Origin of the sequence: Vibrio sp. J383 (genome assembly GCF_023503985.1) — a bacterium.
Lineage (GTDB): Bacteria > Pseudomonadota > Gammaproteobacteria > Enterobacterales > Vibrionaceae > Vibrio > Vibrio splendidus.
On the sequence record NZ_CP097295.1, the window covers coordinates 48839 to 61843 of the forward strand.

Here is a 13005-nt window from a genome sequence, read left to right on the forward strand (position 1 = left end):
TCTATTTTACCAAAACACAGACAATGGCCAGCTGACACTTTGCATCGCTTCATCACTGAGTTGTATATCGGTAGCTAGCTTTGGTGGCACTAGGCTGCGCTGTGCGGCTTGGGTGATGATTTGCTCGAATTGAGGGGGATGAGACTCGATGTAGCGCGCCACAACATCATCGTGTGAGGTGATGAACTGCGCCACTTGTGCTAGGGCGCTGCTCAGGAATACGCCCCATAACACTAAGAAGGCAATGAATGCTTTTTGAGTGTTCTTATCATGGTTAATCCTTCCAAATCTCGCGCGCAGGGCGCCCAGACCAACGGCTATCGTCTAAGACAAAGTAAACATCCATCGTATCGATGTAGTGATTGTCTTTGTCGATGAAAGGGAAGACGGTGAGCTTTTTAACGTCTTCTTGGCTTCGCTCAGGCTCCCCCTCTCGATTGCGCCTTGGCAGTAAGGTAAAGGCGGAAGGCGGGGCGAGACGCGATTGAGGGGAAACCGTGGCTATGCCGCTGTCACCGGTATAGCCGTAGACGTTGTCTCGAACCTCGTTCATGGTGACGCATCCGGAAACGCCGCCGACCTTATCGCAACTGTATTCGCTCTCAAAGCCCGCGCTGCAGCCGGTCAGACCTAGGAGTATCGATAGTGAAAACAAAAACTGTCTATTCATGGTTATTCCTCACGCCCAAAGCCCACGCTGCTTAACCCTTGCTGGGTGATTTTTTGCGCTAATGGGTTGATAGGGGCGGTTTGAGTGGTGGGTGAAAGGGCGGGAGCATTGGTAATAACATCGAGTATCTGGTTAGAGCTCGATACGTGCTCACGCTGCTCATTTATGCGCGCTTCGTATTCATCGGCCAGTAGAGGGTCTAAGGGAAAGCCTTCCAAAAAGACAATATTGACGATGGCGCCAGGATTGACTTCTACGATGGGGTGGTAGAGCTCCGCCAGTTTGATGTAGTAGTCCGCTAACTTGCTGCCAACGCTTTCGGTAGCGCCGCCCAGCAGGTTTAACCCTATCTTGTCGGTGTTGACACTGGTACTTGGACCAAGCGCGGTCGGTGTTGTGGTTTGGGCGAGCGCTTTACCGGCATCCCCAACGCCTTGCAATATTCCGGCAATGCCCGCCATTTGAACGATTTTCCCGTTTTTCAAGATGGTCGTGCCGCGAATGCCATTGCGCCCAAAGTTAAACACGGTCGCATTGACGGGGATATCAAGGATATCCCCATTGGGTTGTATGCAGCTCATTCTGTTGGTGCGCGCCACGCCGCGACTGGATGAAATTTCCCCGTAGACCGCGCCTGTGATGGTGCAGTCCTTGAGTTTGGAGGGCTGACCGTTGGGTAATATTCCTTGATTGACGGTCTGAAAGACAATCGGGGAGGTATCTCCTTGTCCAGACACGCCCGCATTCGCATCCGCACCCCCAGTAATCACTGCGGTGACAAAAGTGCCGGTTGGTACGTAGTTATCGGTCGTGCGGCGAGATTGTTTCTCCTCGATACTGGCTTGCCAATGAAACTCAAAGCTATCAAAGGCATCCCCACTAAAAGCCACATCATCTTGTTGTTGATACTGAAACTCATTGACCTTAGCGGTTTCAATGTTGCCATTTATCGCCGGTCTTGGGGGCAGCTTGTATTGACCAAACGTGCCGCCTTGTTGACTGTCTACCTTGTGCTGAATGGAAGAGTCGCCTGTATTGAGGGCGGAGGCTAATTGTGTCTCAAGCTGGACTTTGAGCGCGTCCACTTCATCGAGCTTTTGTTGCATCTTTTGCTCAAGCTCTGTCAGTTGTGACGCATTATCACGCTCATTGGCTTTTTTTATGTTGTCTAACTCAGAGGTTAAGCTCTGTCCAAAGCGGCTCAATGTCCCCTCAAACTTGACTAAGCTTTGCTCGATTTGGTTGATTTTGTCTTGTTGAAACGTCAAGGCCGATTGGTTGTCCTTGGCGGTGAAATCGTCGGTGACGATAGCGCCAAAGCCAACGTCTTGATTGACGTTGCTTGGCGCTTGGGAAGGCTGAGTGAATCGCCATACCACGAAAGCGAGGGCGGCCAATATCAGCAACACCGTGAACGTAATGGTGCGATTGCGCTTTCTTGTCACCGCATTGACGGTGCCGCCGTCTTCAAAGTCTCCGTCGGTGTCTTTAAAGGCGCGTTTCTTAAAGCGGTCAAATGCGTCCTTTTGTTTATCGAACATGAGCGGCGCCTCCTCCGGTAATGAGATAGAGCGTGGTGGTTTGCCCTGGTTTTAATTGATAGGCATCGAGCGCAGCTGAGCGTGCAGAGTCGCTGTAGAACTGCGCGGTGGTCAGCGATAGGTCACTGCGGCCTTGGTTTTTGAGCTGATAAACCACCCCAGAGTAATCACGGCCCACAAAGACCGTTTGAGGGATGATGGCTAATGCCGCTTCATCTTTAGGCAGCGTTTTAGGGTCAACGTCATGGCGTTTAAAGCCCGCAATGGGCGCGCCGTCATGGACAGAGCGCATCATGGCTTTGGTGAGCGCGGTCATGGCCGCGGGGTAATCCGCGGCAAGCTCTATTGGGCTTTGCTGCTCTTTGTAGCTTTGTGACCAGACAAACTCTGTGACCAAAGATGGGGTCGCTTTAGGTGTAATGAACAGCGCGAACAGTCGCCCTTTCTCTGTGGTCAAGTGCGCAGTGAACGGCAAGGCGATATTGATTTTTAGTGCAATGGAGCCTGATGCGTCTTTTTGGTTGCCTGACGAGGTGCAAAACCCTTTCGGGCAGACTATAGAAAGAATGCGGTCGTTTTTGACCAGTAAGCGGTTCACGTTAATGGAAGAGAGTGCCAAGGGTATGGTGTCGCCTTCATCAAACTCATAACTGACCATGGCGGCATTGTTGGCTATGGCTAAGGGGGAGATGAGCCAAGCCAGCAAAAGCGCCATGGATAAACAAAGGGAGCGCCACCGCATTGAGGGGGTAAAAGATGGTTGATTAAGATTCATCGGTATTGACCTCGACGGCTTCAATGGAGAGTAAACCTATTGAGCCTTGTTCGTAGCTAAAGTTAACTTGATACCACTTCATTTCTGGCTCTAGGGGGCGTTGGCCGACGTGCTTTTGGAGTGTGCCGTAGAGCTGTACTTGGAGGGTATCGAGGGAGATACGGACGTCCTCGACCGCAAATTGACTGCTGATGTTGTCTTTTTTAATCACCGTGGCTTCACGAAGCAGCTTAGGTTGTACGCTGTGCCAACTGGTTTCATCAACATAGTCAAGCAACAACCCAAACTGACGGCCAACGCTGGCCGGGGTAATGTTGAGTTTCAGGTGGAGGAGGTAATCAGCCATTTGTTGAAGGTAAGGCTCATCGACGGCGCCGTCTGAAATGGTAAAGGCTTGAGAGAGTGTCGGGGGGACTAAGGTTCGGCTTTGGTGGGTTAGGGCTTGATAACTGGTGTAACCCAACACCAGGTTCGTGATAAGCATGACAAGAAAGCCTGCACTCAAAAAAAGATTGAGGAGGCTTTTGACGGCCAGCTTATCCCGTTTGACAAACGGGTCCATGAGGAAAGGTCTCCTTAAAAAATCCAGTAACGGCGACAGGCTGAGGGCGTGCGCTTAAAAAGGGTGGACTTGATGAAGGAAGCCCCCCACCAATAAAGTGACAAGGTAATGATGTTGTCACCGTATTGCGCTTTGATGTAACGCAACCCCCCAAACCAAGCCATCGATAACGTCAGCCCTATCATTTCGTGTTTCAGCCAAAATGAGAGGCCGAAAATAAAGAAGGCTGGCGCGATTTCATCAACAGGGAAGCCGAGCCAACGGCGACCTTTGTTCATGTGTTTTGGGATAGAGAAAAACTGATGAGGGTCTTCCATGGCGGCGCCTTAGCCTAAGCCGACTTGTGGCGCAGCTACGTTCCACAAGATGGTGCCTGCAACGAATCCGCCCACGGCGGCAAACCAGTTACGGGTCATCAGTCCAGTAATGACCGCGCCGACCAGTCCGGTTCCTAGCATGGCCGTTTCAACCGAAGAACCTTTGCCTGCGGTGTCTTTCATTGTCTGTTTACCTGCTGCGAAGATATCAGCGGCCAGAGCAGGATGAGCGATGAAAAGCGTCGATGCAGCGACGCCAAGAGCGACCATGAGGGCGCGTTGGGTACGTGTTTTCATAATGAGTTTCCTTATTGAGTGATAAAATTATCAAATGAGTGTTAATGATGGCGTTGCCTTCTTGCCGGAGAGACAAGAAGGCAGGGTTTGGCTTTTCAATGCTCACTGACGGTCGATAGGACACAGAGTGTTTTGGGTGGGACGCTTGCTCTTTTTGAGCCTACTGCCAATAGACTACGCGAGACGCTTACAAGACTGACTCCCCAGAGAGTTCAGTGTTTTTTAAGTGGTGGCATCACTCACAGTTTGACTGTGAACAGACGGTTTTCTATGCCGTTTTCAGGGGCAAAACCTATGTCTGGTCAGTGAGCATTGAAAAGTGTTTACCCTATCCGCTGACGCGGTACTCCTTTTGTCTCAACAAGAGGCTTCGCCTCGTTATTGCAGCCAAAAGCGAGTGAATGGAAAAGCGGGGCGTGTGGCGATAGCTTTGTTGATATTGTCTACCCTTATATCGATGAGCTCTCCATTTTGTCCGCGGCGTAGAGCGCGGTTTGTGCGAGAGCGCGATACGTTTGGGATAACGCGGCTTGCTCGTCTGATGTTAAACGCTTCCCGTTGGCAGGAATAGCGGCTTGCTCGATAACATCAACCCAAAACTTCACCTCTTGAATGGCGGTCATTTTTGATTCCATGGGTTCGTTCCTTTGCGTGGTTTAGCTTGGCTCTCTCCAAAGGCCACTGTAGAAATAGGCTTTGGAGATTGTCTCTACCTCACCGCCGAGACAATAGGCGGGGCTTATTCACATTTCGGGTCATTCACACAGTTCAGCCATCCCAGCTTATGCACTTCCATTATCTATAGGTCATGCACCCGGTCGCCGTAGCGGTCAATAAGGTCTGTTTCAGTGAATTCCTGTCCTCCGTCACTGGTTTGCTCGGAGTGACTCACACAAAACAAGTTCCGTGTTAAGTCGTTCATGGCGCAAGTTGTTAAAGAGCGAGTTGACCATCGTTTTGATGTTCGCGATCCCATTCGGGGATCTTTTTTTTGAAAAAATTACGGTTTATCTTTGGGTACTTCCCAGTTCACACCGAACAGCTCAAGGTGGTGCTCTAGTCGTGCTTGCGCTTCCGCGCGTTTTGTACGGCCATTGTGAGCCGTTGAGCTATCTAGAATTTGGTTATGTTTGCCTGAGAGCTTCACGTTGACGTGTGTACCTTTTAAATCGGATAATTTCTTATTCAAAACGGTTTCACTTTTTTCTTTATTTTACATAATGAATATNATNCGNACCNANTTAANNTGTTGNAAAATAAGGATATATTGAGTATATTTTTGAGGGTGTGGTTGAAAATAAAGCGGTTAGAAAAATATAAAGGCTATGAAATTTATATTAATGAAGTATAATATGTGATTACATATCACAGATTATAATGATGGTATGTAACTTATTGATATAACTACGCATTATATTCATTATGTTAAACGATTTTGTGAAAATGTGATTTAAGGCTTGAGCCCCATAAAGTAAGTGCGCTATAATTAGCGCAGATTCTTAAAGTGAAAAGTGCATTACATAGCACGCTACTACATAGTTTTCTATGTAGTGTATTTTTTAAGAATTGAGAGTGTGTTAGGGGTGAGATCTTAACTATATAGCATTCGCAAAGCAGCCGTTCTCCCATACGTGAACGGCTTTTTTGTGCCTGAAATTTAAGCATTTGATCTTTCTGGCGATCTTGTGTAAATTGAAAGCTCATTGTTTGGACTCTCAATCCAAACAACCCTAAACCGTATGGAACCAAATCATGAAGAATCCCATTGTGTCTTGCCTATGGCAAGTAACCCTCAGACTCCAGACCTCAGTAATAACCGCATGGACATCAGATCATCGTTCTATGATCTTGCTCGGTTATGGCTTAGAGGGCGAGTCTCATGTTTGCAGATAACCTTGCACCAGCGTTTGCCAAATCCCAATACGACAAAGCGTACCGTTTGATGCGTAAAGCGCGTAAGCGTGAACTCATTGAGATGCACCATGAGGTGCTCAATCCTAAGCCTGCTCAATCTGAGACAGAGCTTGACCAGGACGATTACGCTATCGGCTTTAAGGCTCGACGTTTGCTTCGTAGTGGTGACGTGGTCAATCTTCCCCACGAGTACGCTTTTATCTTGAAAGCGTGCCAAGAGTTTATCAATAATCCACAACGGTTTCCTGCGCTATTCGCTTGGGGAGGCGCGGCGATCAATAACATCCAATGCCGAACGCTGATCGCCAAAGTCTTAGCTTGTATCTTACCTAACACGGATTTGATTGGTGGCCGTATCGGTGTGCCGACCGAAGCCGGTTTGAAAACCATCAGCTATGACCAGCTCCAGGAAGACTACGCGTTACGTTGGGGCGAGTATATCTCACCGAAGTCGTTCGCTAAGGTGATTCGATACTTGCAACGTGCGACTTACTTGTACAGCGAGCGCATTAATGTGTGCGTCGATGATGCCGAAGGTACGGTGCGCAGCGCAGCCGCTTACAAGCAATTCACAGAAGCCTTCTTTAGAGACATTAAAGTGGTGCGCTATCCTAATATTTGCGAGTTGATCATCGCCTCTCGCAAACGTATGGAAAAGAAAGGCTTGCGTTTTGACTGGCTAAACTTTCGTACCATTGCTTCTGGCATTCAGGAGATCTACAACGCGACGCGTTGTAATGATTTTGCTAAGAACGTGGCTAACCTGTTCACAGCAACGCCCCACTACGCCCCTTCTCCACACTAGCTATAGAGAAGTATCCGCTTAACGGCGGAGGGTTTTGCACGCCTGTAGCGTGCTTTAGGTTAAATATTCATCATAAATGCCCACTTTCACCAAAGTAGAACCTTAATGGTTGTCCCCTATCGATCGTTTTGAGTCGCCTTTTTATGTTGATTTCAAAAGGGAGTGCAATAAAAGAGTGTAAGAAAAGAGCACAAAGATGGCACTAAAAAATGGACTGCGGTTATGTGTACTCCGTAGTTAAACTTCGTATATAAATAAATATTTAAGTAAATATTAGATAGAAAGTTAAGGTTCACTCTGGCTGCTACATACTTGTATGTAGAGCCGGTGTGAAGCCGACAAGCGATAGCGCGTCAGTCTCATCCCCAAGTCTAACTTGATCGATCCTAAAACAGCAGTCGCTCCGCTCCATAATACCCACAGCCAGCATTAACCAAGATGAACTAAAAAAGAACAACGCGATCGCTGGCTGCGCTGGATCTTTCTTTTGTCATTCGACAGGAAACTACTGAGCATATACATAAAATTTCGTGGAACCACCACAATAACTACGAGTCACATCAACCAACAACGTACGTCTTACTCGCTTCGCTCGCGCATTCTAGCAAGGCGAAGGGCAATTTTCGTGCCGTTGGTATGATCTATTCATTAAACTTAATCTGGAGGATAAGTCCTTATCTTACTCACTTCGTGAGCGCGTTCTGGTATTCGTCGCACAGCGACTCATGGGACTAAAAGTGACAGGGTAACCGTCTTGATTTTCTGCGAAGATATTAAAGGTTGATCTGTGAATAGAGCTTACAAAAACATTGGCTCTGTCGCAAAGTTCTGTAGAAGTACAAGTGTACTGATTTTCAGATACAATTAGGCTGCTAGCGCGTAAAACTGCTCCCAAACAGATAAGCCTTCAGGGTTGTCGAGCTGTCCATTTTTAATCATCGACCACAGTTCTACACCCGCTAATGTAGCCTTTGCTCCTTCATCAGATTTCCAGCCTAGTGCCTGGTTCATTTTACCTTTCACTCTGCGGTGACTTTGCTCAACAATATTGTTCAGATACTTAATTGAAAGGATCTCAATAAGTTTCAGCATGCGGCCGCTATGCCAAAGTTCAACGTTGAGATTGTGCAGTGCTAATGCGTTGGAATGGCTTCCATCAATCACCACCTTTTCAGGTAGTCCGTGTTGGCCGATGGCCTTTTGAAAAAAGGCTCTAGCTGCTTTTTCATCCCGCTTATCACGCAGTAGAAAATCAATCACATCACCATATTTATCAACGGCTCGATAGTAATATTTCCATTGGCCTTTTACGTTGATATAGGTTTCGTCCATCCGCCACGAAGAAGCGACTGGCTTCTTCTTTTTACGAGCTCGATGTTCTAGCAATGGCGCATACTTTATCACCCAGCGGTTCAAGGTTGAGTGATCAACATTGATACCTCGTTCTGCATAGATTTCTTCAATTTCACGGTAACTCAATTTATAAGAGAGATAGTACCGAACCAATTGAAGGATAGGGGATTTTAAGATTCAGTGGGATATCATTATTTAAATGAATTGACAATTATATGGGATATTTGCCATACTGAGTGTGTAGAAGGGTTTGATATGTAATCTGCATCTGGCTTGATTACATATTTGTAAGCTACCTATGGCTAGCCAGAAAGTCATAGTAAGTTGTTAAGGTTAACCACCTGTCCCGACCCCATAGAGCTAAGGGAACGCCACGAACAACACCTATTAAGAAAAAAGCCGACACTACGTGTCGGCTTTTTTCGTTCTATAACTCTAGATTCCCCATAACATTACCTGGATGAGCTTTCTTATCGTAGGCAGTAATGATGTTGTAAAAAGGCTCTTCGTTTTGAGGCTCTTTTAAATCGACGACGACCATACCGGTATTTGATTCGACTATTAATGGTTTGTTGGGGCTCTTTTTAGGGTCAATTATCACCTCTGCCCCTACCTGAAGAACGCTTTCAATAAACTTAACCACATCCTCTGCATTTTGAGAGTTTAGTTCATCCCCGTGCTTGTCCCAGATGTGCCGTAGCCCAAAAGCTCCTTTAGGTTCGTGATGGTTATGGCTATAAAAACCACTATCGCCTAGTTTTAGATGTATTTCCCCTTTTGGAAAATTATCATTCAACTTAGGAATAGTTCCAAAAGACAAATCACCTTTATTATTCGTAACCCTTGAGTTCTTCATGTTTTTCTTGTCAAGGACGTCATTGTCGATGTCTGTTGGATTGAAAATATTCATTTGGTCTTGGATGATGAAGAATTATTCAGAATCATACCAACTATTTCAAACGTATGCCCCCATTTATTAGAAGTGTTATATCTACTTTTGACATTATTTGTTAAGGAGTTGCGTTATTGACATTAACCATCAAAACTGGACACCAACGTTAATCTAACTTCCCATTCTTTTGGTTATTCATTGTTGCAATGATTAATTTTTGAGTCTCTACTTAATTTTAGTGACTGTCCATGAAGGTGTACTTTTCGTCGATTCGGTATGTGCTTTGGTTGAATCAAAAAGATGTTAACTCTTGCTGTAAATCGCTCTGAAAGCGTCACAAACTTACAATGCCTTTTGGATGCGTATTGGTGGTTAAGTGTCGTAAATCTTCGCTAAGAGCGTTTGAGACGCTATGAGGTCTGTTTCCGGTGGCTAACTCGCGGTTTTTACATAATAGGAATAATGACTACCGATTTTGAGTGCTTAGAGTGACACTTATATTTGAGAATAGAGCAGGACATGTAATGCTGCTCTCACACGAAATCTAAATGTGACAAGGTGATGATTTACTATCACCGTGACTTATAAAACGGCAATTAAAATGTAACTCATTGATTTGACATCTAAATTCTTTTTGATACTCTCGTCCCATAGATATTAAATATTAATAGCGCAGTATGACATGTCAAGATCACGAATAATCTATTTGTTGCAAGAATATGGTCCTATGACCAGTAATAAGCTGGCTCAATTGCTAGTTTCTGAATATGAAATATCAATAGATGCAGCTAGAAAGCAAATTTCTAGGGGATTTGATGGTTTTTTTAAGCTTGATTTTCTACCTCTACCTAAAAATACAAAATTCGTATACTTGAGAGATCAATATCGATCTCCAGAATATTGGGATAATTTGTATTCAGCGTTAATGGCGGAAAATAATGTTTATGGTTATGCCATAGCTTCAATTAAATCAAGGTCAGGGTTAATGCCCTTAGACCACTTTTCTATAGCTTGCGGATCTCCGATTAAGCAAAAAAAACACATATCACAAGAAGATGTTTTAAAACGTTTGATTAAAGCTGAGTTAGTAACTGAAAAAACCTTAAGTAATGGTAATAGATATTTATATTTATCTAGTTGCGAGGATTACATAACGATATTAGAGGCTGAATTACAAGCAAGGTTGTTAGCTGAAAACATATTACTTCTTGCGGTTGAGCAATGGGTTAAAAATCTGGGCTTGGTTAGTTATGATTTAGTCCGAAAAAGAGGTGGTGATTTTAAACCTACAGTCGGTACATTTTATTGGGATTTGACTGCGCCATCTTATCTATCTGCGCTAACTTCAAATAAAAAAGATGGGAGTGTATCGCCTGGTTTCTTGTGTATCGATATGTTACTTGCTAGGCGAATCTCCTTGACAGATATAAAACCATGGCTCAATAAAGTAGCGTCAACAAAAAGCTTAAGTAAGATTGGTAAATGTATATTTATATTTTTGGCGGATGAATACGATAAGGATTCTTTTGTTGAAATAAAAAAAGTGGGAGCAATACCTGCAACAACTGAGTCACTTTTTGGACAGAATGTTTCAGAGGGGCTTAAACTTATCATCCCAATGTTAACCAAATTCATTAAATCTTGTGAGATAGACCCAAAACAAATAGATTTTATATTTGATAATTTGGGGAAGATTGAAGGGGCAGCAAATAATTTAAGAGGTGCTCTTTTCGAGTATCTAGTCGCCGAAATTGTAAGGGAAAAGTACTCTCCTATTGAGGTTAGAGTCAATTTTAAAATATCAGGTGGAGAGTCAGATGTGGTCGTAATTACTTCATCTGAGGTAATCTTTATTGAATGTAAAGGGCACCAACCCTATGGTCATGTTGATCACGAAGAGGTTAAAAAGTGGTTATTTCAAAGAAATAAGACTTTCTATGATTATGCCAAAAAACATCCTGATTGGCATAAGAAAGAGGTGAGATGTGAATTTTGGACCACTGGTAACTTTAAAGAAGAGTCTATTGAAATTCTGGAAAAGATGAAGCGTGAAACAAAAAAATACAAGATTTCTTACTTGCCACAAGAAAAGGTTGTTAATGCATTTAAAGGGTCATCTAACAAAGAGTTAGATCGAACATTTAATAGCCACTTCATCAATGTTGAATTTTTCAAAAGAATGTCATTAAAAAAGATACAGGGAAACAGAGTCCATTTACCATAACGGCACTTAATCCGCACCATAGCCCTAACCTTTTTGCTAGTGTGATTTACTCATCGCACTAGATTGCCGTAGCTGTAGCTATCGTTGGCTTCCTAATTTAGCAAAGGCGCTAGTACGTTTGCTAATATCATTTAGCCTCATTCTTACTCAGTAGGCTTTTCTCCTTAATCATTGTTGCAATGATTAAGGAGCTTTATTTAGTGAATGTCCATTAGGGTGTTAATTATATTAAGATAGCTGTGAAAAGTGCTTAGCCGGAGACATGTGCTTACCAAGAACGGCTGTAATAATTATGTGATCTTGTTTCTGGATGTAATAAATCACATGGCGCTTTAAAGGAAAACGGAAGTAGTTTTGGCCCACCTCAGAAACCTCTATGCCGAGCAACTTGTTGTTCGCCAGTAATTCCATTGATTGCTTTAGTTCTGAAAAGTAAGTAGTCCATTGTGCTTGCCCCCATCGCTCTAATGTATAGCGACGAATCTCAATCAGATCAGATTGCGCTGAAGAAGAGAGCTTATAGTGCGTCATTAATCAAACTTTCCTTGGTTAAGTGCATTCATGAAATCGTCACCGTCGACTAGTTTATCTGATAGAGCATCGGCTTCTGCTTGTTCGAAGCGTGATTTCACCACCATCAATTTCAGTGCTTCAAGTTGTTCATATTCTTCAAAAGACATCATCACCGCAACGGGTGAACCATTCTTATTAATTTGTATAGGTTCACGTTGAACTTTCATCAGTAAGTCGCCAAATTTGGTTTTAGCTGTATTCGCAGTAAGTGATTGCATAATATTCCCCTTTTCGCTCATTATAAACGAATCGAACGATTTAACCAATTTGTATGATTCTGTGATTGGAGGTAATCTAATGTAGTGTCCATAAAGGTGTAACTTTATGGACATTGCTCACAATCATCGAATAACTGTTCAGTTAGTCTTTATAATTTAAAGTGAACATGTACACTTGTGTATCAATATCTTTAAGTTCACTTTTAGGCCATTTTATGAAAATTGGTTATGCTCGTGTTAGCACCCAAGACCAAACGCTCAATGTTCAACTTGAACAACTTAAACGTATTGGTTGTGACAAAATTTACCAAGAGCAAGCGAGCGGTAAATCCTCTGATAGAGAACAGCTTCACCTGTTGCTGGATTTTGCAAGGGAGGGAGATATTATTCATGTTACCAAAGTCGACCGCATTGCTCGAAATACCATTGATGCTTTGCAAATTGCCGATCAACTAGCGCAAAAGAAAGCGGGATTGGTGTTTCATGACTTGGGGGATTTAGATATCAATAGCGATGTAGGTAGAGTCATTTACACGACCATATCAGCGTTTGCTGAAATGGAAAGAAAACGAATATTACAGCGTTGTAATGAAGGCCGAGAGCGTGCTCGCGCTGAAGGGAGGCATCTTGGCCGATTTCCTAATAAGACGCTTCATACGCGTATTCAAGAGCTTGCAGACCAAGGAATGAACAAGCATGCGATCAGTAAAGAGTTAGAGTGCAGTAGGACTACGGTCTATAAGGTTTTAGGAAAAAATATCTCTCTTTCGAATCGCGAATAAAGCTGTTCTTTAAATGAGTAAAGAGCTGACTGACGTTGCTTCGCTCTGTCGGCTTCATACTGACTCTACATGCAAGCATATA

Annotated in this window: 16 protein-coding genes; 3 read left to right on the plus strand and 13 right to left on the minus strand. The window is 44.0% G+C overall.

Translation table 11 applies throughout. The features are described 5' to 3' along the window. Nucleotides 1-6: 6 nt before the first annotated feature. The 9 genes from M4S28_RS25750 to M4S28_RS25790 form a co-directional block, all read right to left on the minus strand. Complete coding sequence (locus M4S28_RS25750; RefSeq protein ID WP_249633847.1) at nt 7-234, minus strand: hypothetical protein; 228 nt, start codon at nt 232-234, stop codon at nt 7-9. Between the two features lie 40 nt (nt 235-274). Next, complete coding sequence (gene traV, locus M4S28_RS25755) at nt 275-670, minus strand: type IV conjugative transfer system lipoprotein TraV (protein WP_139686327.1); 396 nt, start codon at nt 668-670, stop codon at nt 275-277. A gap of 2 nt (nt 671-672) precedes the next feature. Beyond that, nucleotides 673-2211 (minus strand): TraB/TrbI/VirB10 family type IV secretion system protein, encoded by a 1539-nt coding sequence (locus M4S28_RS25760; RefSeq protein ID WP_249633848.1) that lies wholly within the window; start codon nt 2209-2211, stop codon nt 673-675. Next, nucleotides 2201-2986, minus strand: coding sequence for a type-F conjugative transfer system secretin TraK (gene traK, locus M4S28_RS25765; protein WP_249633849.1), 786 nt, complete (start codon nt 2984-2986; stop codon nt 2201-2203). Before traK ends, M4S28_RS25760 begins: the two co-directional genes overlap by 11 nt. Further along, complete coding sequence (gene traE, locus M4S28_RS25770; RefSeq protein WP_249633850.1) at nt 2976-3548, minus strand: type IV conjugative transfer system protein TraE; 573 nt, start codon at nt 3546-3548, stop codon at nt 2976-2978. Before traE ends, traK begins: the two co-directional genes overlap by 11 nt. Before the next feature lie 14 nt (nt 3549-3562). Further along, nucleotides 3563-3865 carry a type IV conjugative transfer system protein TraL gene (gene traL / locus M4S28_RS25775; protein WP_249633851.1) on the minus strand — a complete coding sequence of 101 codons (303 nt, stop codon included), beginning with the start codon at nt 3863-3865 and terminating at the stop codon, nt 3563-3565. 9 nt (nt 3866-3874) lie between these two features. Next, nucleotides 3875-4162 carry a type IV conjugative transfer system pilin TraA gene (gene traA, locus M4S28_RS25780; RefSeq protein WP_249633852.1) on the minus strand — a complete coding sequence of 96 codons (288 nt, stop codon included), beginning with the start codon at nt 4160-4162 and terminating at the stop codon, nt 3875-3877. Between the two features lie 449 nt (nt 4163-4611). Then, the gene (locus M4S28_RS25785) at nt 4612-4797 is read right to left on the minus strand and encodes a hypothetical protein (RefSeq protein WP_249633853.1); all 186 of its coding nucleotides are present in this window, start codon (nt 4795-4797) and stop codon (nt 4612-4614) included. A 365-nt stretch (nt 4798-5162) separates the two neighbouring features. After that, nucleotides 5163-5351, minus strand: coding sequence for a TraY domain-containing protein (locus tag M4S28_RS25790; protein ID WP_139686221.1), 189 nt, complete (start codon nt 5349-5351; stop codon nt 5163-5165). Between the two features lie 690 nt (nt 5352-6041). Here M4S28_RS25790 and M4S28_RS25795 point away from each other — a divergent pair. Next, nucleotides 6042-6881, plus strand: a complete 840-nt coding sequence (locus M4S28_RS25795) for a hypothetical protein (RefSeq protein WP_249633854.1) — start codon at nt 6042-6044, stop codon at nt 6879-6881. A gap of 864 nt (nt 6882-7745) precedes the next feature. Here M4S28_RS25795 and M4S28_RS25800 read toward each other — a convergent pair. Beyond that, complete coding sequence (locus tag M4S28_RS25800; protein ID WP_249633878.1) at nt 7746-8411, minus strand: IS6 family transposase; 666 nt, start codon at nt 8409-8411, stop codon at nt 7746-7748. Nucleotides 8412-8661: 250 nt separating this feature from the next. Continuing rightward, complete coding sequence (locus tag M4S28_RS25805) at nt 8662-9144, minus strand: hypothetical protein (RefSeq protein WP_132714993.1); 483 nt, start codon at nt 9142-9144, stop codon at nt 8662-8664. A gap of 709 nt (nt 9145-9853) precedes the next feature. Here M4S28_RS25805 and M4S28_RS25810 point away from each other — a divergent pair. After that, nucleotides 9854-11350 carry a nuclease-related domain-containing protein gene (locus M4S28_RS25810; RefSeq protein ID WP_249633855.1) on the plus strand — a complete coding sequence of 499 codons (1497 nt, stop codon included), beginning with the start codon at nt 9854-9856 and terminating at the stop codon, nt 11348-11350. A gap of 228 nt (nt 11351-11578) precedes the next feature. Here M4S28_RS25810 and M4S28_RS25815 read toward each other — a convergent pair whose 3' ends face one another. Together M4S28_RS25815 and M4S28_RS25820 are read right to left on the minus strand one after the other, a co-directional pair. Beyond that, the gene (locus M4S28_RS25815) at nt 11579-11881 is read right to left on the minus strand and encodes a type II toxin-antitoxin system RelE/ParE family toxin (RefSeq protein WP_249633856.1); all 303 of its coding nucleotides are present in this window, start codon (nt 11879-11881) and stop codon (nt 11579-11581) included. Next, nucleotides 11881-12141: a type II toxin-antitoxin system Phd/YefM family antitoxin gene (locus M4S28_RS25820; protein ID WP_249633857.1), complete on the minus strand. Its 261-nt coding sequence runs from the start codon at nt 12139-12141 to the stop codon at nt 11881-11883. The genes M4S28_RS25815 and M4S28_RS25820 overlap by 1 nt, the downstream gene beginning before the upstream one ends. A gap of 215 nt (nt 12142-12356) precedes the next feature. On the opposite strand from M4S28_RS25820, the gene M4S28_RS25825 reads away from it, so the two are divergent. Beyond that, nucleotides 12357-12923, plus strand: a complete 567-nt coding sequence (locus M4S28_RS25825; protein WP_249633858.1) for a recombinase family protein — start codon at nt 12357-12359, stop codon at nt 12921-12923. Nucleotides 12924-13005: the final 82 nt, after the last annotated feature.